Raw genomic sequence first — 21180 nt, 5'->3', positions numbered from 1 at the left:
ACTTTGCGATTGTCTCTCTAGATTATAGCGTGAAAATGTAAATACGGGAAACTACGAATACGGGGAGACGGGGTGGGGATGGTCCGCGCGATGCGATCCATCCCGGATAGGCCAAGGTTCAGAGGGTAATGCCGAGGCTCAGGGAAAGTTCCTGCTGCTCGATTCTGAAATGCTTCAATTCGCTCATGATTTGTGTCTCGACGAGGCCATTGCCGTCGAGCATGGCGGTACGGATGGTGGCATTGGAATTGCCGCGGCCGAAGGTGTTGGAATATTTGTATTCGAGACCCACGTTCGCGATACCGAAGGTCCACATATTGCCAAGGCCGACATCGTAGTTCATCACAGGCGTGATCGAGGATTCAACAGTCATCGAGCGCCCACCGGTGTCGAGGGAGTCGAGATCATGCTGCGTAAGGCCAGCCAGGAAATAGAATCGGGTGGCAGGACTTTGATAAAGAGTCCAGCGGGAAAATGCTGAGATCATCGTCTGATCAGTCCTGACGTCAGCGCCAGGGAAATAACGAGCGCGGGAATAGCCCAGGCCCAGATCTAGATGCTCATCCAGATTAAAGACAACAGCCACGCCACCGCCGGCTGTGTTATCAAAAGTCTCGTGGACGCGTTCCGTGCCGACTTCGGTGCCATTGATGGAATGGGTTGTTTCCTTGGCATCGAGCCGCAGATTCGAATGAAAGGCCCGGGTTTCAAATTGAACGGCGGCGGCCTGGGCAGCGGAAGCTGTGACCATGCTGATGAGAGCTGCGGATAAAAAGGTCTTCATAAGGTCTCCAAACATAGTATCAATGGCGCATCAGGGGATGCATCCCATAAGGGAGACGTAAAATAGAGGATCTGGCTGCAAAAAAAAAGGGGGATTAGGGGCATGTCATGCCCCAGACAGGGTTCAACCCTCCTCAACGTGGCTTATCTTAAGGAGTTCAAGGACAGGCCGATTCTGTTCGCGCGATTTTTGCCGATCGATAAAAAAGGAGACCTGCCAATCGTTGTGCTCTTCAGGATCCATCAGTGTTTGCTCAACGCGCCAGCCCTCGGGATCCTTTTGAGGCTTCACCCGGCAGTACTGCGGATGCCTGGCCTGCCGATCGGTGACAATGGTCGTATGTTCATCGAAATAGGGTGTTACGGCCTGACTTAAAAGAGGCACGGTCCAGGTCCCGCCTTCGATCACAGCCAGGGCTCCTTCACCATCCCCTGCGGCCATCGCTCGCACAAAACGGAAGACTTCATTGCGAATTTGTACCGTGAACCCCCGCATATCGCGCGTGATATCCGGGGCTTCGGGTGCCGCTTCCTGAGCCTCGGCGGCAGCAATAGCGGCTGGGTTCCGGAGTTTTTCCCATTCATCCAGAAGGCTGGAGTCGATGTTGCGAATCATGCGCCCGAAGTAATCGATCATGCCTTCGATTTCTTCATTGCGATGCGACTCGGGCACGGTTTGCACCAGGACCTTGTACACTTCCATCAGATAACGCAGCAGAAGGCCTTCCGCCCTTTGCTGTTCGTAATCCCGAATGTATTCGTCGAACGAGAAGAACGATTCGTACATTTCCCGGGCGATGGACTTGGGCCGAATATTTTCGTTGCCCACCCAAGGGTGAGTGGCGGCAAACTGATTGAAGGTTTCATAGATGAATTCCCGATTGGGTTTGGGATATTCGAGCTTTTCCAGTTCCGCGATGCGCTCGTCATACTCAATGCCATCGGCTTTCATTTCCCCCATCTTGCGTGACTTGATGCGGTCGAGCTGTTTGCGCAGAATCAGTTCCGGGTTTTCCAGGATCGATTCCACCAAAGTCAAAAGATCGAGGGCGAAGTCAGGGCCGAAGGGATCGAGAAGCTTGATCGTATCCAGAAGGTAAAGCGAGAGGGACTGATTCAAGGAGAAGTCGGTCTGCAGGTTGCTGTCGACCAGAATTTTCTTATGCCGATACTCGGCCAGCCATTCGAAACGGATGATGCCACGTTCCACCAGCGAACGGAACATTTGAAAGGCCGTTTTCGTTAAAGTTTTCTTGGAGGCCGGTGTTTCATGGCAGTTGCGGATCAGATTTTTCATAGCCCGGCAGCCGTCGCCGTCACGGCTCAGAATGTTCAGCAGCATACCGTGCGAGACCTGGAAGCTTGAGGTCAGGGATTCCGGTGGCGAGCTGATCAGCCGATTGAAGGTATTGATGTCCCAGTGCACATAGCCTTTTTCCGGCGGCTTCTTTTTAACGATTTTTTTCAGTTTTTTGGCATCACCCGCGGCCTTGTTTTCCATCGACATGTTTTCGACGACATGCTCGGGAGCCTGGACCACGACGGTGCCCTTATCATCGAAACCTTTGCGTCCGGCGCGTCCACTGATCTGTTGGAAATCCCGAACGCTGAGAATGGTGGCCTTGCTGCCATCGAATTTACACAGCTTGGTGAAGAGAACCGTACGGATGGGAACATTCACGCCCACACCCAGGGTATCGGTTCCGCTGATCACTTTTAAGAGACCCTTTTGGGCGAGCTGTTCGACCAGCAGACGATATTTAGGCAAAAGACCTGCATGATGCAGACCGATACCGTGTTTGAGCAGACGCTGAATTTCCTTGCCATAGGGACTGGAAAATTTAACGCCGTTGAGGACCGCTGCGATCGCAGCTTTGTCCTCTTTGTTGGCAAAATCCACCGACATCAGATTCTGGGCTTCCTCGGCGCAATCACGCTGCGTGAAGTTCACCAGATAGATGGGTGCCTTGCCGCCCGCAAGCAGACCTTTAATGGTCTCATGCAGCATGGTTTCCTGGTAAATGAAGGTGAGTGGAACAGGACGATCATTGGAGCGGACCACGATGGTGTCGCGCCCGGTGAGATCCTTGAGACCCTTTTCAAAAAAGGTCGTGTCACCCATGGTTGCTGACATCAAAAGAAACCGCGCCTTGGGCATGGTGAGAAGAGGCAGCTGCCAGGCCACACCGCGTTCACGGTCCGAGTAGTAATGAAATTCGTCCATGATGACATCATCGACACCAGCTTCCGCACCGTCGCGCAGAGCCATATTGGATAGGATTTCGGCGGTGCAGCAGATGATGGAGGCTTTGCTATTGACGGAGGCATCGCCGGTAATCATGCCGACCTGATCAGGGCCAAATTCCTGGCAAAGACCCAGAAATTTTTCATTCACCAGAGCCTTGATCGGGCACGTATAAAAAGAACGCCGCCCATGAGCCAGCGAATGAAAATGGAGAGCGGTTGCCACCAGGGATTTGCCGGATCCAGTGGGTGTATTGAGGATGACGTTGCCGCCATCGAAAAGCGCTAGAATGGCTTCCTCCTGGGCCGGATACAGCTCAACCCCGCGGTCTTTCACGTAATCAAGAAAACCGTCGAGCAAGACGCCGCTATCGATGGGCGTTCCAGGGGGAGGCAGGCGTCGCAAAAGGGGCGCCTCTAAGGGGTCACGGTTCACAGTCCATCCTTTGTATCTTGGCAGGGCCAAGGCCCTACGCGAGTCGATTTCATGTTGTACCATGAACCGACCCGTTTGGGGCACCCCTCCGGGTTTGACGGAGTGAGTTTAAGGGGAGGTGAGGCGATCAATTGCCTTGATAATAGATGCGGTAAATGGCACCGGTCTGATCATCACTCAGGAGCAGCGAACCATCGATGTAATTTTTCACATCGACGGGACGACCCCAGTTGGTTTGCGTGGCGTCATTCAACCAGCCCGAAATAAACGGCTTATAGGTGCCCACTGTTTGACCCGAAGCATTCTGAGAGAACTGAACCACGCTCAAACGATAACCGTTTTTACGCGTGCTGTTCCACGAGCCATGCTCGGCAATAAAAATGGCATTCTGGTAAGACGCGGGAAAAGCATCGCCTTGATAGAAGGTCAAACCCAGTGACGCGACGTGCGCTCCCAATTCCACTTCGGGTTTGGTGAAGGCGCTGCTGTTGCAATCCTGATTTTTACCATAGGTCGGATCGCTGATGGTTTTTGCGTGGCAGAAGGGATAGCCAAAATCCTGGCCATCGGCGGTGAGACGGTTCAACTCATCCGGAGGAAAGTTATCGCCCAACTGATCGCGACCGTTATCCGTAAACCACATGTCCTGCGTGGTGGGATCCCAGGTGAAGCCGACTGTATTACGGACGCCGCGTGCGACCACTTCGAAGTTGCTGCCGTCATCATTCATGCGCACGATGTTGGCATAAGCATCACGATCCGGCAGACAGATGTTACAGGGTGCGCCGATGTTCATATAAAGTTTACCATCGGGACCAAAGCCTAAGTATTTCCAGCCATGCGTGGGTTGTTCGGGAAGCCCGGAGTAGATCGCTGTAAAAGGCGCCGAGGTCTTGCCGAGGTTTTTATTCACATTGGCTTTGACCCAGCCCACCGCGTCCTTGAATTTAATCACGCGGGTCAGCTCAGCTACATAAAGATCATTGCCTTTTAAAGCCACACCGTTCGGATTATCCAAATTCCAGGCCAGTGCGATCACTTTGCGACCGGTGGAGGTGGGAACGATAGCATGCACACGACCGCTGGGATCGACATTGGAGAATCCACCGGTGCCCACAAAAACGATACCGTCCGGCGTGACTGCTAAAGAACGCGCGCCTTGAGCCTTGGCGAAAACTTCCATGTTGAAGCCCGAAGCCAGCTTCAAATTCGACAGCGGCAGACCCCCGTTATCAGGCGTGTTCGTCGTCAAAGTTTTTACATACTGCACAAGTGTTGCGCGTTGAGCGGCTGAGATCTGCTGAGATGCAGGAGCGCGTGTGGGCGGCATCGTGCCGTCCTGAACGCGCACCAAAATTCTTGCTGCATGGGTTTTCACAGCATTCCAATCCACTTCACCTGTGGCATCGGTCAACTTGGGGCTGACAAAGCTGTTGTGACACGAAGCCGCGCATGAGTTTAAAAAAATAGTGCGTGCTTCCGCTTTCAATTCCTCTGCAGGCCCCTGGGCCCAGGCTGATCCCGTCACGACACTGGAGAGTGCCAGTGCATGGAATAAATTTTTTTTCATGTCGACTCCTATCAAACTTGGATTGTTCACGGGCTTGGAACGAAGCTTTTACAATGTTCAGAGACGAAGGACAAGTGTTCCGAGGAGAAGTCATCTTGCAATACCTTATGTCCTCTGGTATTCACGGCCCATATCATCGTTTTGAGGGAGCGAACATGATCGGTAAAATTCACCAAATGCTGTTTGGTCTCCTTGCAGTGATCACTCTGAATGCCTGTCATCCAAAGCCTTTGCCGACATCAATAGTCGAAAGCGATGCATTGGGAAGACGCGTTCTGCCTCTGACCCAACCGTATTATCCTCAGTGGGAGGGTGAGGCCGTCTCCCCATCGTTGCAAGGCTCCATGGAAACCACGCGACAGCTTGCGTGGCGGGTCTTTGCCGAAGTGGTGACACCGGTGAGCTTTGTCACGCGAACGAACGATGATCGCATCCTGCAGGCAGCCGTGCCTCGATTCTTGACCTGGTTTACGATCGAAGATGCCCAACGCTGGTTCCGTTACGCTTTGCAGCAAAGCCCCACGGATCAAGTGGTTCAAGGAGGTTCGTTGACAGCAGCGCAGGTGGATGCCGCTGATCTTTTTTTAACGCACGAACTCGATACCATGCCCGAGCCTTTGCGGAATCGCTTGCGACTTTGGTTCGATGAACATCCCGAACCCACGCTTGAGGAATGGTCTGGAATCGGCGGTACGAGTCGCGTCTACTATAGTCCGGATCTGATGCATGCTGTGTTGCAGAACTACGCGGAACTAGGCGGTTGTTTTCAGGGTTTGCAAAGGCCAGCGGCGTTTGGTACGGATCCGACCTGCCTTCGAACGGAGTGGCCACGGGCATCGGCGATCGTGAAAGCGGCCTGGTGGAATAGCCAATCCCAGTTCAAAAGTTTTCCCACGGATGCAGCGACTCTGCAGCAGCTGATGAAGAATCCAGAGAGCAGCTGGATGCAGATCGCCCAGAATCAGGACACTCCCAAAACGATACTGTCCGTGCGGGTAGGGGAGCAACAGCTGGTGCTGCCGGGCCTTCACATCATGACCAAGGATCAAAAGGATTGGCTTTGGATCACGGCATGGTGGTCAGCGGATCCCGACAGTGATTTTGGCGCCGATCGCCCTGAATTCGTGCGGAACATAAGCCCTCTTCTGGGCCATTATAAGATTTGCGCGGTCACGCGTTTTCAGGACGATGCCGAGGATTGGGACGCTCTGGCACAAAAATATCCGGACCTTGTTGCAGCCTTTCGTGCCGCTCAATCCGGCAATCCAGGTTCGAGCTGGTGCAGCAATCCCTATGTGGAAATGGGCGTCAGCAATCAACGCACGAACTGCATCGGTTGTCATCAATTTGCAGGGACCGATGCGCGGCAGGACGCCATCCTTCATGATGCGGTGCAGTTTCCCCAGTACGGGACACGCCAACAGAGGTCCAACTTTATCACGGATTATGTCTGGTCCGCAGCGCTCGGCGGCCAGAGTTTGCACCAATTGATTCACCGTAATCTGACCTGGCGGAAAACGCTGCCGGTGGAATAATGCTCGAAGGAGGATCCATGAAACTCGTTATGATCAGTCTGGCCTTGATGGGGCTGGCGGCTTGCCAGGAGGGTAAGCCCACCAGTCAATTGAAAGACAACCCCGCGGCCGAGGAAACCACCCGAGGGGGCACCAATCCCTTTCCGGTGGACTCGCTGAATGAAACTGAAATTCGAACGGTTGCAGCCCGCATTGGATATGTGGAAGGCGATGGCCATCCCGACAATGGCAAGTGCATCGGCTGTCATCAGAACTTCAATAATATCGACGTGCTCGATGATCTCTATAATACAACATCATGGGCTTATTCCTGTTTTGATTCGGGTGTGTCCACGCGAACCGAAGCGACGGCCGCTATCGCATGTCTGACCAACCTTGATAATAACGCGACGGATGTGAAGCAGGTTGGGCCAGGTGCCCTTGGCTTTATGGCGGCAGGCGTCCATCATAAAATTTTTAAGGATCTGTTTAAAACTGCAGGGCGCGAAGCGGATTATGAGCAATTCCGCTCGAACGCCGGCATGCCTCTGGCCGGCACACCCTTTGTGGATCAGGATTTTGAAAATCTGCTCGCCTGGGTCTTGAATTATTATCCTAGCCTTGCTGATTTCCTCACTCATGATGGACCTGATCTGTGCCGCACGCGCGCCGACACACAGATAGGCAAGGACCTGCAGGCTTACGTGAAGCGTATGAGCGAAGGCGGTCTGGGCTGGGAGCATGTGAACATGGCCCGCGGTGTGACCATGTTTGCCTGTCCTGACACCAACAAGCACAACTGTTTCACGCAAAAAGGTCAGAACGGCCAGGACCTCTTCCCACGGGCGGACAGCTGGAAAGCCCCAGGCCTGCCAGGCCATATGCGCCTTCTGCATCAGTATGATGAGACCACGAATTATTGGATTCGTTCTTCGGCCGATGGCCGGTTTGTCGGCAACGGTGGACAGCCCAGTGCCATCATCGATCTGCAGAATAAGCTGAGCGGCGGCAAGGCTCGCAAAATCACCGTCGAAGCTCTGTATGATCCGGCCTTTCTGCCTGATAACAGCGGCTTTATTTTTCAGGGAGATGAACACGGTTCCCGGATCTGCGAGCAGAATATTCTGGAGCACGAGGATCTCGTGACGCTTGATTTCATGCAGCAAGGCTGTTCAAAGGGTGATCTGAAAATTGGTCTTTATCAGGCCATTGGCAGTAACCTCGATTCTGGTGATATTCGCACGCTCGCTGGTTATTTTTCGTCCGATAGCGGTTATTCGATCAACCGGGATATCGCGCCGCTCTTTGGCAAGGCGGCTGGGTTGACCATGGATACGATTCGCCGCGTGAATGACGGCAGTTTTGAAAAGGTCAACAGTCGCACCATGAGCACGCCGTATCACGGCAGCTGGATGATGTCACCGGCCAATCAGATTGCGACTTCCATTGTTTCGGCCTCCACTGGCGGTAAGGCTCGTCATGGTGGATACCGACTCTTTATGATGAATTCGAACTTTGGTTCGAAAGGGAAACTGCCCGACTTGAATGATCCGTCGACAGCTTTGCTTTGCACCGACGGTGGTGAAAAACCCTCTGTGTCCTTCGACGAACGCATGCTGGCTTACTATCGTTACGCCAGGCAGGGCCAGAGGGTGAATAGTCTGGAATCATCATCGGATATTTTGGTCTATGATCTTTTGCGAGGCAAGGAGCCTATCGCTCTGACCCAAATGCCCAAAGGTTATTATGCCCAGTTTCCGCATTATCGGTCGGATGGCTGGCTGTATTTCACTGTTCTGAACGCCTGGACAGAGGAGCGCTTCGTGGTCGCCACGGATATGAGTATTCACCTGGAAAAATCACCCATTACCCAGCCTTAAGCCTCTTGCGGACGGCGTGCTGCGTGCGTCGTTCGCAAACCGCAAACTTTTATTTTTACGAGATAAACACCTCAATCTGCATTAAGAGGTAAAAAGCGCGCTGATTGTACCGAAGAAGTCTTCATGCTCTGGAGGCTCAGTATGGCTCAATTTGAAAAATTACGTTGGTATCAAAGCCTTGGCTTTAAGACCCAACTCTGCATTCTGGTTCTCGGGCTTTGGGTTCTGGGCGGCATCGTCCTCGTCATGAAATTCATGGGTACGGACAAGGTGCTGGAAGAAAGTCGACGCTTGATTGAACAAACGGGGAACAATGCAGTGGGTGACCTGCAGAACCGTTTGATCGAAGTCGATGCCCTGGCGCGAACCTTTGCCGAAACAAGCCGGATCCTGCCCAAGGACGGCAAGGTCATTCATCAATCCCTGCCTTCGCTCATCAACTTTCAAGGTGACAATGGAGTGGCCGGCGGCGGGTTCTGGCCGGAGCCTTTTGCCTTTGATTCCAAAAAAGAGCGCAGCAGTTTCTTTTGGGGCCGTAATAAAGACGGTAAGCTGGAATTCTTTGATGACTATAATAAACCGGGTGCGGGCTACCACAATGAAGAATGGTACGTTGTGGTGCGTTATGCGAAGCGTGGGCGGTGTTTCTGGAGCCGCTCCTATATGGACCCCTATAGTTATCAGCCTATGACCACCTGCACCGTGGGCATCTTTGATCAAGATAAATTTATGGGCGAAGTCACCATCGATGTGAAACTCGAAGGATTGGAGGCGCTGACCCAAGCGTGGCAAAAGAAGACCGGTGGCTATGTCTTCATTATGGACCGTAATAATAAATTCCTGACTTTCCCACGCCTGGATCTGGTGAAAAAAATCGGACAGGATGATAAGGGCAATCGCACCGAAGATTTTCTGATGGCCGCGGACCTGGTGCAGAAGGAGCCCAACTTTGCACCCATCGCTTCGGCATTGGAAGGCATGAACCAGGATATCCTGGCTCAAGCACGGACCATGCCGGGCTTTGATGCTTCCCTTTCGAAAAAAGTGGACCAGGACAGCTATCAGATTGATGATAAGGAAGCGGAATTCATCAACGCGATCATGCTGGATCCAATGGACGGACAAACCCAGCAGACCAAACTTTACAAAAGCCTGGAGCTGGATAAGGACTTTGTTACCGGTTCAAGGTCCCTGGCTTATATCTTCCATGTGCCTTCGTCGTACTGGAAGGTCGTCGTCGTGAAGCCTTTAACAGAAGCTGCGGCGGTTGCGGACTCCATCACGCGTATATTGATTCTCTATCTGGTCATGACCGTCGGGGCCGTAGGCGTGTTCGCTTCACTCCTCCTCCATCGCCTGGTCCTGGTGCCTTTGAGTCTCACCACAGCCTCGATTCAGGCTATGGGTGAGCTGATCCAAAAAAATGATACGGATCAGATCCCTCGGACCTTGGACAGTCGATTGCCACGCAATGAAATTGGTCTTTTAAAATCGGTGTTTCATCAGTTGACTGTCAAGGTCCTGGATGCCCGCGTCAGCCTCGAAGAATACTCCAAACAATTGGAAAAAATGAACTCCAGTTTGGAAGATCGAGTGAAAGAGCGAAGCCGCGCCCTGCAAACGATCCTGAACAATGTGCAAAGCGGATTCCTGCTGGTCAATCGTGAGGCTGTGATTCAGGAAGGGTTCACCAGGTCGTGTCAGACGCTCTTTGATAACCATGTGAAGGTTGGACTGCCGCTGTCGCATCTTTTAGGAATGAAGTCCGCTCATGCCAGCTATTATCAGCTCGCGATCAACGAGATTTTTGAAGACCTGATGCCCGAAGAGGTCACCACCCAACAATTGCCGCAGAGGTTTCATGTCGGTGACCGGGCTTTGCGTCTGGCTGCCAGTGCCGTGCGCAACGAAGCCGGCAAGGTGGAGCTTGTCCTTTTCACTGTGACCGATGTTACAGCGTTGGTGCAGGCGGAACAGGAAAACATTAATATCAACGCGGTCCTCGGCATTCTGCGTCAGCGCGAAGCCTTTGGTCTGTTCCTGGCGGATGCGCGCCGCTCGCTGGCCGAGCTGAAAATGCCGCATGCCGCGACCGATCAGAAAAAGATGCGAACGCATCTGCATACCTTGAAAGGCAACTGCGGTTCCTTTGGTCTCGTCGAAGTTGCCAGGCTGATCCATGAGGTGGAAGATGAATCTTCCATTACGCTGGCCCATGTCCATCAAGTCGAAGACCAGCTGAAGGCTTTCCTGATAGCCAACTATCAGCTGCTGTCGATCAGCTACGAAGAAGATGTGGGAACCTGGGTGCAGCTGGATCAGAAGGCGATCAAGTCCTTGGAGCAGCGTGTCGGACGGGTCGGGACCTTGGACGATGCACGCAAAGAATTGGCGCTTTGGATTCAAAATGTTCTTTTAAAAAGTGCGCGGGATCTGGTTGGACCCCTGCCGGATTTCGTGAAGCTTTTGGCTGCACGTCTGGATAAAAAAGCAGAATTGGAAATCGTAGGTGGGGATGTCCGTGTGGATGCCGACGTCTTTGGGCCGGTCATGCAGAACCTCACACACTTGATTCGGAATGCCCTCGATCACGGCCTGGAAGCTCCTGACGAGCGTGGCTCGAAGCCAGCCGTGGGTCATTTGCGGTTGAGTTTTGCAGAAACTGAAGACGCGTGGACCCTGAAACTGGCGGATGATGGGCAAGGGATTGATACCGAAGCTTTGGTCCGTAAGGCTGTGAGTTCTGGAATCCTTCAAGCTAACGAAGCATCGCAGTTGAATGAACAGCAAAAGCTGGAATTGATCTTCCGGGATGGTCTGTCAACAGCTCAGCGTATTTCCGATATCTCCGGTCGAGGAGTCGGTATGTCGGCGGTTGCCGAAAGTCTGCGGGCCTCCGGCGGGCAGATTCGCGTCACGAGCCGCCTGGGTCAAGGGACCGAGTTCGAGCTCTGGATTCCCAAGACCAAAGCGCAGATCAACGCAAGGCGGGCTGTCGCCTAATCACCCAGGAACAGGTTCTAGTCTCAAAAATAATGGCACTGCATTTACAAAATGCAGTGCCAATGAACGAGATTATCGAACAGGACCCTATTTTATGAACTGAAAGAACGAATCGACCACCACCGCGCTTGCGCCGGGATGAAAATTTCCAGGTTCAAACCTCGCGACCAGGAAAGTTTCGCGGGATAGCGGATCTGGTTGCGGATGAAATAGCCACTTAGTTGCGCGTGCATGCTGCGCCTGGCGTAAGGCACATAGACCCAGGGAGCCGGTGCTGGCCTCGCGTTTTGCCACGAGGAAAGTGTTCCCGGTACCATCGATTCCTCGTTGCCCGGCTGGAGCGCTTGAAACTTTCCATAAACCGTAGCGAGCCAACCGCCTGCCGCGTTTTCCAGGTTAACCTGAAAATTATTTTCAACATTGTCATGATTCTTTTGCAGGACCATGCGCACACAAGGTGGTGTGATGACCGGCGGGGCCGGATGAAACTCCATGGGAATCTCGGCCAGCGACAGCAGTCCGTTGGCGCAGGCAGGAAGAGGAAAGGCCGGTGCTGCACCAGGCAAACGCCGCGTATAAGGTTCCAGGCGCATCCGCGATCCTGCTGTTAGATCAAACGGCCAGAAGTCGGCTTCAATACGCGTTAAAAAGCTGAGAGCAGGGTCACCGGCAGCCAGGGATTTGAGCAACAAGGCGATATCCCGATCCATGACGAAGACCGTGTCGTGCTTCATACCAAAGACATGCCCTAGTTCGTGCAGGAGCATGTGTTCGATTTTACGAACATCTTGATCAAAAGCCGGAATCCAAACGAATCCCTGATGCCGATGCTGCTTATGATCATAGGTGGTTCGCAAGGCGAGACCGTAACCATCGGCTTCATTGATTTCGCGATACAGTTTAAGTGTTTCATTATCCAGCCCGAAATAAAATTCCAGTTCAGGTTTTTCATCGCAGCGCACCTCGCGCGCGGTCAGTGTCATTTGAGGCGGCATGGTCAGCATGAAGGACGGCATGGCCTGCGGACGGCCCATCTCGTATTTCGTGAAAAACCGCTGCCAGGAACTGAAACTGCGACGAACCATGGCCTGCAATTCGTCAGCCGGCGCGGGGTAATCGACTTTGGCCTTGATGCAATAGCGGATGGGTTCCGCCCCAAGATACCAAACGTTGTCATTGACCTGATGCAGGCCGCCACCGTTGCCAGACCAGCCGCCGCCGGCGTTGTCCATCAGCTCTGGAGATCGGGCTGCCAAAGGAGCCGTCAAAAACACCAATATAAGACCCAATGCCAATTTCATGGTTCACCCCCTGCCCAAGCTAGGGCTTGACAGTAGTGATCCAGGCGAGGCATGTATACGAAAAATTAGTATAAACCTGAATGGAAATTGCCTCAAAGTGAACAATATATATGGATACCAATGCTATCGGGACGTCATCCGTGCTGTTGTGAAGGGCCAGGGGACTTCGTACCGCGCGATCGCCAGCGCCACCCAGATCCATACGAGCTATTTTTCGCGCGTTATGGCCGAGGGTGCCGAATTTTCGGCAGATCAGCTCTTCAAGATTTGTAAAGCCTTGCAGCTGCAGGAGGCTGAGACCACTTATGTGCTGCTGCTCGGAGATATGAGCCGCAGTAGTCATCATGATCACAAGGTTTTTTTGAAACAGAAGCTGGAGGCCATACAGGAGAAGCATTTGCGCCTCGCCGATCAACTGCAAGGTGATATCACCAGTCTGGAAGCCGAGCAGATCGAAATGTATTTCCACGACGTGCGCCTGGCCAAGATTCATATGCTGCTGACCATTCCCCGCTTTCGCATGCACCCCCAGCAGATCAGCAAGCGTCTGGGTTTAAGCGAGAGCGAGCTGACCCGCCTGCTGGAACGATTGCAGAAACTGGGTCTGGTACGTTTGCAAAAAAATGCCGTCACGCACGTGGAGCAGAACGTTCATTTGGATGAACATCATCCGCTTTCTCTCATCAACCACAAGAACTGGCGAATCGACTGTTTGCATCACCTCAACACCGGGGAACGCGAGCCGCACGACTATCATTTCTCGGCAACCTTCAGTTGCGACGCCGATACCAAGGGTCGTATCAAGGAAATCCTCAAGGACGCTATTATCCAAGCCCAGCGTCAGGTGAGTGAATGCGCTCGCGTCGAGAACGCTTATGTGCTCACGTTGGACCTTTATTGAGCGCGGCCATCAAAATTTTCTGACGCGTTAATTCTTCGGCAACTTAGCTGGTATTTTTGATTCCTGATGCGTAGCCAGTGTCAGTTAAAACGTTAGAGTGGTGCTATCACCTCAATGTGCAGGAGAAGCGTCATGAGTCTCTGGAATCGATTGTTGCCTTTAGCCTTCACCATCGCTGCTGCCGGGCCTGTCCAGGGCCAGAGCCTTGGGGAAAAAGATCTGGCGTTGATCCTGGATCGCAACCCTCAGCAGGCCATTCGCTTTCAAAACGCGGGGTCGGCTCAACTTTTTTCATCTCAGTGGTACCAGCAGATCGTCAACGGTTTTCGCGGCACGCCGGTTGGTGATGCGGTGGAACGGGAAAATCGTTTCACGGATTGGCAACTGGTGGGTGTGCGAGTGGCGCCCTGTATGCCGCTCGGAACAACGCCTGCGGATCGCATCACCGAACACTGCTGGCCTGAAGTGCGCCTGGTGTGGCAACCGATAGTCAATTTCGCGCCACCGACGGGACTCTTTGCGGATGATCGGGCCATTCATGCCATCTATGATGTGTTTACCGGTGATGCCTTGAATCAGTTCGAGATGAACCGTGTGGTCACCTTGCGCAATCGATTGATGAATTATTATCATGGTGGACGCAATCCTGCGAATCTTTTGCAGCCCAATGAGGAAGCAGAATTCCGTGCCCTACGGAACAAGGTGATTGATCGCATGATCGGCAATACACTTTGGTTAAGAACACTGCCCAACGGCTATGCGGGCAACGGTGTAAGGCCCGAGTATTTCAGTGCGCAGGTTACCGAATTTCGCGGCCGCCTGTTGGCATGGCTGCAGACTTACACAGCGGCTCACCTGATTAAAGAAGTAACGAGCTTTTCACTTCCCGCCGGCCGTGCGCCGGGTCAGATCAATGTTTGGAGTTTTATTGCTTTTAGCGGTCAGGCGGGCCAGCTGCAGCAACATTCCATTTCAATTCAATCGGCAGTCAATGGCCGAACCCTGGCGAATTTCGGACTCCATGAAACAGTGACCCGGCAGCAGGAGGATGTCCGTCTGCTGAATGCTCCCTTAAGCCCAGACGTTGTCCAGGAACTCAGAAATTCGGTGATCTTCGATGCCATTGATCGCAATCGACTCCTGCCGCGTCTGGCCGATCGTCAGCAGATCCTGGTCGCCAATACCAGTTGCGCCAGCTGCCATCGATTCCAACTGAATGGGAATAATTTTCATAACATGTCGTATTTTACAGGGTCTCCGCAAATTTCCCTGGCCGATCGAACCCAACGCGATGTGGCTTTGGATCTGGCCTGGCTCGCGACCCATCAACTGAGAACTCTTGCAATCCGTAGCCTGGAGCCGGAATCGTAAGGATTCCCCAGTCTTTGCAACTGATAGGCATAGGTTCACTTTGTGACCTATGTCTTCCTTCGTCTGGCCCAAGCCCGGTGCTTTTTGATAGGATGGTCCTGCGGTTCAACCGAGGCACAGGAGTGCAGCATGACCTTCCGTGGGCGCGTGGGCCAATCCGAATTTTACTTCGCTGATTTGAAAACCCTGCTGGCCAAGGCCAGCCCACTGCGATCGGCCGATCAGCTGGCCGGCGTCGCAGCCGTCACGGCGACCGAACGCGTGGCCGCGCAACGCTGCCTGGCTGATGTGCCCCTTGGGTATTTTCTGCAGGAGCTGGTGATTCCGTATGAATCGGATGCCGTGTCCCGCTTGATTGTGGATTCTCATGATCAAAAAACCTTTTCACCCTTGGCTTCAAAAACTGTGGGTGAATTTCGGGATTGGCTTCTGGATGATCAGACCCAGGCCGCTGACGTGCAGCATGTGAAGGACGCCATCACGCCTGAGATGGCCGCCGCTGTCAGTAAACTCATGCGCAATCAGGATTTGGTTCTGGCGGCACGCAAATGTCCTGTCATCACGCGATTTCGATCGACCGTGGGTCTGCCCGGTCGTCTGTCCACGCGACTGCAGCCCAATCACCCCACGGATGATCCTCGCGGCATTGCGGTGAGCCTTCTGGATGGACTTTTACTGGGCAGCGGGGATGCTGTGATCGGCATCAACCCGGCCACCGATATTCCTGACCGCGTCGTGTCCCTCCTGCAGCTGCTGGCGGATGTGCAAGAGACCAATCAAATTCCTACGCAAAATTGTGTTCTGGCCCATGCGACGACGCAGATTCAGGCCATTGAACGAGGCGCTCCCTTGGATCTGCTCTTTCAATCCATTGCCGGCAGTGAAAAAGCCAATGAAGGTTTCGGTGTGACGCTGGACCTTCTCAAAGAAGCCCAGGCGGCTGCGTTGTCCTTAAAACGCAATCCCCATACGCAGCAGGTCATGTATTTCGAAACCGGGCAGGGTTCAGCCCTGTCGGCAGATGCCGCGTTTGGAGTGGATGCGCAGACGATGGAAGCGCGGGCCTATGCTGTGGCCCGGGCGTTTGATCCTTTTCTCGTGAACACTGTGGTTGGATTTATCGGACCCGAATATCTTGCGGACGGCAAGCAGATCATCCGTGCGGGCCTTGAGGATCATTTCTGTGGCAAACTCCTAGGTTTGCCGATGGGCTGTGATGTTTGCTATACGATGCATGCGCTGGCCGACCAGGATGATATGGATGCGCTGTTGACCCTGCTAGGGGCAGCCGGGTGCAACTACATCATGGGTGTGCCGGGCGCGGATGATATCATGCTCAACTATCAAAGCAGTTCATTTCACGATGCTCTTTACCTGCGCGAGGCCTTGGGACTGCGGCCGTCGCCTGAATTTGAAGCCTGGCTGGCGACACAAGGTTTACTGGATGTGCAGAAGAATCGACTGCTGCATAATCCTCAGCATCGACTCTTGAGCCTGCCTACGGGGAGTGGAATATGAGCCGTCCATTGTGGAGAAATTGGACACAGGCCCGCGTGGGTTTGGGGCGACATGGCAGTAGCGTTCCAACCGAGCAACATCTAAAAATCCTGGAAGCCCAGGCTTTGGCTCGCGATAGTCTTTGGCGAAAATGGGAGACGGACGCGATTGAAAATTTTCTTCGGGCAGAAAAGATTCCGAGTTTAAAAGTGGAAACGGAAGTTCATGATCGGCAGCAGTATTTGATGCGCCCGGATTTAGGTCGACGCCTGACACGATCCTCGGTCGAGGCGCTCAAGATTTGGCAGCATGGGGGTGATACGGAGCTGGTTTTTTGTGCGACGGATGGTCTGGCTACAGATGCCATGGACAAGCAACTGGTACCTTTCCTGAAGGTTTTTCTGCCTGCTTTAGGGCAGGAAGCTTTTTTTCAGCAGAGACCCTATCCTTTTGTGCTGTTACCCTTTGCGCGCGTGGCAACAGCCGATGCCGTGGCCACTGCTTTGCAAAGCCGCCTTTCGGTGATTTTTGTCGGCGAGCGGCCGGGCCTGAGCGCGCATGACAGTATGGGCATTTACTTGACTTATCAGCCCAGCGTAGGCACACCTGATAGTCGCAGGAACTGCATCAGCAACGTGCGCGTTCCGGATGGATTGTCTTATGAAATGGCGACCCAGCAGCTGCTGTATTTGATACGGAATAGTTTGCGGCTGGGTTTATCCGGTGTGGATTTAAAACTGGATCTCAACCTCGATAGTATGAGGTCATTGCCTTAATTTTAGTCGAACTGGCTGATCTTCCCAGCTCAGGAGAGGCTGGGAGAGCAGCGGAAGCGTTATTTGGCATGATAAATGACATCATCCACTTCGTCAGGTCGATGATTCGGCGTGGAACCATTCAGGTCCTCACTGGCCCGCCCCATCTGGATGCCGTTGCGATTGTCCACGATGCGATCATAAACAAAAGTATTGAGATTGGGAATCTGCTGTCCACCGCAGTTGAGGCCGGCGACGTGCTCGGCTTTGCCGGCCGTCCAGCTGGTGATACCACAGAGGCCATATTGATTGAAATTCTCGGCGACGCCTTCGCTGAGCGGGGTCAGCCGAATCGTGTCGAAACTATAATCGATGTAACCCAGCTGTTCGTCGATGCGATAGGGACCTTCGAACACAAAGTCGTAAGCGGGCAGGGAGCATTCATTGTCACCAAAGACAGTCTGCACCTGCTTCAGGGTATCCTTATCAAACGCCATATCTTTATAAGCTGACAAGCCTTCTACGTGCAGGCATTCACTGCCATACAGCCCCTGAATCACTGCATGCGATTCCGTCCCCATCCCGAGCAGGGCCGCTGCGAAAACCGTGGATTTCATGGTCCCAGATCCTCCTTGCCTCATGTTGGTATGAACAGCTGTGACGGCGAGCATAGGGAATAGCGTCGCCTGTGGTCAACACAAAATCTTCTCATACTCCGTCCAGACGCCGCCCTTCCAGCGTTGGGTCCAGGATAATGGGGATTTTTCTGGATTGTCAGGTGGTGAAAAGTTTCTCGCGCACGGCCTGCAGCTTATGGAACTGCCGCTGCATACTCCGTTCATCTGTCAGACCTTGGGCGTCACTCAGACTTAACCAACGCAGGTCATGCGACTCTTCACTGATCACAAAGGGCAGACCGGGGTCCAGACTGCAGAGGAAGCGCACGTCAAAATGAAAATGCTCAGGATCCTGCTTGCGCGCTGGGATCCGATGAATGTCCAGATCAAAGGGCAGGGGGTGGACCAGGGTGGAGCCCGTCAGGAGAGACTCGTAGGGAAAAAAGCGGACTTCCTCACGTCCCGATTCCTCCTGGGCCTCGCGCAGTGCGGATGTTGGCACTTCGCTGTCACCATCGACGTGACCGCCGAGCTGGAGCCACTTATTGAGCTTGGCGTGCAGGGTCAGAAGCACACTCTGACAGCGAGGGTCGGTGACCAGAGCCGAGGCCGTGATATGGCCTTCAAGGCAGCTGCGTTCGAAGCAATCGGGTTTTCTCCGCACAAAATCGCGGAGCCTTTCCAGATTGTCGCGTTCTTCGCTGGCCTGAAAGCTTGAATAGGCGAGGACCCCGCGTGCCCAGGTCTGCTCGTATGCGTCCAGCAAGGCGAGGAGTCTTTGTCGGTGCATCGCGCGGTCCCTTTCATTTACAGGCGGAAATCAGCCCCGAACAGGAACGTTTGCTCGCTCATAAGGAAGAGATCGGCTCGCAAATCAATCGACTGATCCACTGCGAACGCTCCGCCCAGGCGGATGTTCAAGCGGTCATCGCGTTCCACATCATCATTGGCAGGACCGACGTCAATCTCGCCATCAGAGAAGAGATAGGCCTCTAGACCACCATACAGCGAAGCCGGGCCGATATCATGCGCGAACAGTCCACCGATCTTGATTTCAGTGACGGTGAAATCATAATCGATTTCACCGCCTACAAAATCCCGCGAAAAGGAGTAACGGTCATGGGTCAGGGCGAATGTACCCAGGATAGTGTTGGCGCCCCACTGTTTGAAATTAAATTGGCCATCGACAAAAAGGCGAAGGCCACTGCCATCTTCAGCGCGGTTGTCGTTGCCCAGTTCACCATCCAAAACCACGCCCAGACCAGCGCCCAGGGCAAATTTTGGAGACAAAGCGGCCTTATACCCCGCGAGCAGCTGAGTCGTCTCAACATTAAAGTCATCCGAGGTTTCGTAGTCGGTGTCCTGGAGAAGGAGGCCACCAGTGAGGCGTCCACCGTTATTGACGCCGGTAACACTGGTGTAAGCTGAAGCCTGGCCTGTTGCCAGCAAAAGACAGAACGCGGAAGCTACATAATAAGTGCGCACAGGATACTCCGAAAAAAGGCTGCAAGAAACGTGAGCAACTCACAGCCTTCCGTCTTATCCTCAGTCTATGTATTTTTCAAACACATAATCAGTGGCTTTAGCTTGAGCATTGTGGCATTCGTAACAACCTTTCACCACATCCACGGCTTTTTTCTTGCCCATGGGATCGTACACGCCATAAGCCCAGCCGCCTGTAGCCTTGGCTTTGGCTGTTTTCACCATCACCGCGTCCATGATCTTCGCACCCTGGTTGCTGGCGCCGCCTTCGTTTTTGACTTCATAAAACGAAACGACAAAGGCCGCGCCGTCCGGATAGGTACCGCCTGATTTCAGAGTCGGGATCGCTTTTTTGTTGGCATAAATGTTGTGAAAACCATAAAGCCCGTGAGTTTTGTCAGGAATGACCATCGACTTGGTATGGACCCATTCCCGGAATCCCTTGGGTAAAGGAGCAAATTCGGCTGCAAAAGCCAATCCTGCCGAACAGAGGATGCTCACAACACTTAATGCCATCAGAGGTGTCTTCATGACAAACCTTTCGGTAAATAGAAAATGATGCGTTTGTTAATGAGCATTGTAACGAAGAGTGCGGCCCAGGGGTCAAGTAAAAACTTGGCGTTGGGATGTGAGTTTCCGAGCTTTCGCTGCGAAGCGTTCAATGAAAGGACACCGTTGACACAAATCCTCGCGCAATTCCCCACGCGCAAAGCCCTGGCGCATGGCCTCGGCCCTTGGACTTTGCAGGATTTCAGCGAGAGTCTGCTGGCTCGTGTTGCCCAAATTGATCACAGCTTCCTTATCCAGGCAGCAAGGCACCACCGTGCCATCGGCATGAACACCGAAATGATTGGAAAGACCGTGGCAGAAACCGGTGTTGGAACGGATCGGGAGCTGCGGGGACGGCCAAATGAATCGTGAATCGAAATGCAAATAAATACGGCCCTGCAAAGGCAGATTTTTGCGGCGGCGAATGTCGACTTTCAATTGCGCGAGATCGATTTCGAATTCCTGTTCGATATGCTGACGAATCGCGGCATTGGTTTCATTCAGAGACGACGGGTCCGTCAGATCCCAAAGTCTTAAATTAATATAAAGATCAGGACGTCTTGCCAGCGCTTCGCGGGTGAATTGGAACACGCGTTCCATATAAGGGCCGACATCGCGCAGGCCGAAGTTCGCTTCAAAACTATGCACCGAGATATTCACCTGCCGCACAGTCGGGTGCAGGGCCCATTCCCGCCGGGCGCCTTGCAAAAGCAGGCCATTGGTGGTCAGGTTCACTGGCAGTTCATGTTTGGCACAGGCGGCGATGAATTCGGCGAAGCGAGGGTGATTCAAAGGCTCGCCCATGAGGTGCAAACAGACCTCATCCACCAAAGGCGCCAGCTGCGCCGCCAGATGGTCAAAGGTTTCCGGTTCCATCACCTGTTTTTGACGTTCCACTTCAGGGCAAAAGCTGCATTTAAGATTGCAGATATTGCTGATTTCCACGTTGGCTCGTCGATAGGCTTTGGGCATGATGTTTTCAACCGGAGCTAGGGGGTCCATGAAGGGAAGGACATTAGTACGAATTGGCTGCGCTCGCAACTGCGCCATTAAATCATAAAGGCCTTCCAGGGTTTCTCCATATTGCTCCTTTATGGTCTCAGAAACTTCACGACAGGAGTCCCTATGATTTTTCTGATTAAACCTCTCCACCCAAGCCAGGGGCTATGGATGGAGATTCCTGGCCTTCGGGCGTTCAGCGCTTCCCTGGCCGGTCGGGCACCAGGGCTCTTGCTGAGGCTTACTCGGCCTTTTTCCCGATCTCTCCAGGGAAGACG

The 21180-nt window shown here is 53.3% G+C and carries 16 protein-coding genes; 7 read left to right on the top strand and 9 right to left on the bottom strand.

What is annotated here, in order from left to right:
• Positions 1-118: 118 nt before the first annotated feature.
• From VE954_RS06850 to VE954_RS06840, 3 genes are all read right to left on the bottom strand, one after another.
• Entirely contained in the window at positions 119-784 is a 666-nt protein-coding gene (locus tag VE954_RS06850; RefSeq protein WP_324951005.1) for a hypothetical protein, read from the bottom strand.
• A gap of 123 nt (positions 785-907) precedes the next feature.
• Entirely contained in the window at positions 908-3463 is a 2556-nt protein-coding gene (locus VE954_RS06845; protein WP_324951003.1) for a DEAD/DEAH box helicase, read from the bottom strand.
• Between the two features lie 127 nt (positions 3464-3590).
• A complete protein-coding gene (locus VE954_RS06840) occupies positions 3591-5033 on the bottom strand; it encodes a PQQ-dependent sugar dehydrogenase (protein ID WP_324951001.1) in 1443 nt (480 codons plus the stop codon).
• Between the two features lie 155 nt (positions 5034-5188).
• Here VE954_RS06840 and VE954_RS06835 point away from each other — a divergent pair, with 155 nt between their 5' ends.
• The 3 genes from VE954_RS06835 (at position 5189) to VE954_RS06825 (ending at position 11430) form a co-directional block, all read left to right on the top strand.
• Positions 5189-6568 carry a hypothetical protein gene (locus tag VE954_RS06835; RefSeq protein WP_324950999.1) on the top strand — a complete coding sequence of 460 codons (1380 nt, stop codon included), beginning with the start codon at positions 5189-5191 and terminating at the stop codon, positions 6566-6568.
• Positions 6569-6585: 17 nt separating this feature from the next.
• Complete coding sequence (locus tag VE954_RS06830; RefSeq protein ID WP_324950997.1) at positions 6586-8427, top strand: hypothetical protein; 1842 nt, start codon at positions 6586-6588, stop codon at positions 8425-8427.
• Positions 8428-8568: 141 nt separating this feature from the next.
• Positions 8569-11430 (top strand): ATP-binding protein, encoded by a 2862-nt coding sequence (locus VE954_RS06825; protein ID WP_324950995.1) that lies wholly within the window; start codon positions 8569-8571, stop codon positions 11428-11430.
• A 92-nt stretch (positions 11431-11522) separates the two neighbouring features.
• Here the strand turns inward: VE954_RS06825 and VE954_RS06820 are convergent, their stop codons facing one another.
• Entirely contained in the window at positions 11523-12731 is a 1209-nt protein-coding gene (locus tag VE954_RS06820; protein WP_324950993.1) for a hypothetical protein, read from the bottom strand.
• 97 nt (positions 12732-12828) lie between these two features.
• On the opposite strand from VE954_RS06820, the gene VE954_RS06815 reads away from it, so the two are divergent.
• The 4 genes from VE954_RS06815 to eutC all read left to right on the top strand — a co-directional run bounded on the left by VE954_RS06815 (position 12829) and on the right by eutC (position 17276).
• Positions 12829-13632, top strand: a complete 804-nt coding sequence (locus tag VE954_RS06815; RefSeq protein WP_324950992.1) for a DUF4423 domain-containing protein — start codon at positions 12829-12831, stop codon at positions 13630-13632.
• 132 nt (positions 13633-13764) lie between these two features.
• Positions 13765-15003, top strand: coding sequence for a hypothetical protein (locus VE954_RS06810; RefSeq protein ID WP_324950990.1), 1239 nt, complete (start codon positions 13765-13767; stop codon positions 15001-15003).
• A 129-nt stretch (positions 15004-15132) separates the two neighbouring features.
• A complete protein-coding gene (locus VE954_RS06805; protein ID WP_324950988.1) occupies positions 15133-16521 on the top strand; it encodes an ethanolamine ammonia-lyase subunit EutB in 1389 nt (462 codons plus the stop codon).
• A complete protein-coding gene (eutC, locus tag VE954_RS06800) occupies positions 16518-17276 on the top strand; it encodes an ethanolamine ammonia-lyase subunit EutC (RefSeq protein WP_324950986.1) in 759 nt (252 codons plus the stop codon). Before VE954_RS06805 ends, eutC begins: the two co-directional genes overlap by 4 nt.
• 59 nt (positions 17277-17335) lie before the next feature.
• Here eutC and VE954_RS06795 read toward each other — a convergent pair whose 3' ends face one another.
• The 5 genes from VE954_RS06795 to VE954_RS06775 all read right to left on the bottom strand — a co-directional run bounded on the left by VE954_RS06795 (position 17336) and on the right by VE954_RS06775 (position 20875).
• Positions 17336-17872, bottom strand: a complete 537-nt coding sequence (locus VE954_RS06795; protein WP_324950984.1) for a hypothetical protein — start codon at positions 17870-17872, stop codon at positions 17336-17338.
• A gap of 157 nt (positions 17873-18029) precedes the next feature.
• Positions 18030-18662: an NUDIX hydrolase gene (locus tag VE954_RS06790; RefSeq protein WP_324950982.1), complete on the bottom strand. Its 633-nt coding sequence runs from the start codon at positions 18660-18662 to the stop codon at positions 18030-18032.
• A gap of 17 nt (positions 18663-18679) precedes the next feature.
• Positions 18680-19357: a hypothetical protein gene (locus VE954_RS06785; protein ID WP_324950980.1), complete on the bottom strand. Its 678-nt coding sequence runs from the start codon at positions 19355-19357 to the stop codon at positions 18680-18682.
• 60 nt (positions 19358-19417) lie between these two features.
• The gene (locus VE954_RS06780) at positions 19418-19885 is read right to left on the bottom strand and encodes a cytochrome P460 family protein (RefSeq protein WP_324950978.1); all 468 of its coding nucleotides are present in this window, start codon (positions 19883-19885) and stop codon (positions 19418-19420) included.
• 72 nt (positions 19886-19957) lie between these two features.
• Positions 19958-20875 (bottom strand): radical SAM/SPASM domain-containing protein, encoded by a 918-nt coding sequence (locus VE954_RS06775; protein ID WP_324950976.1) that lies wholly within the window; start codon positions 20873-20875, stop codon positions 19958-19960.
• Between the last annotated feature and the right edge of the window lie 305 nt (positions 20876-21180).

This window comes from Oligoflexus sp. (assembly GCF_035638955.1).
Classification (GTDB): domain Bacteria; phylum Bdellovibrionota_B; class Oligoflexia; order Oligoflexales; family Oligoflexaceae; genus Oligoflexus.
The sequence above is the reverse complement of the archived record's forward strand: the minus strand, read 5'-3'. Positions and strand labels throughout refer to the sequence as shown.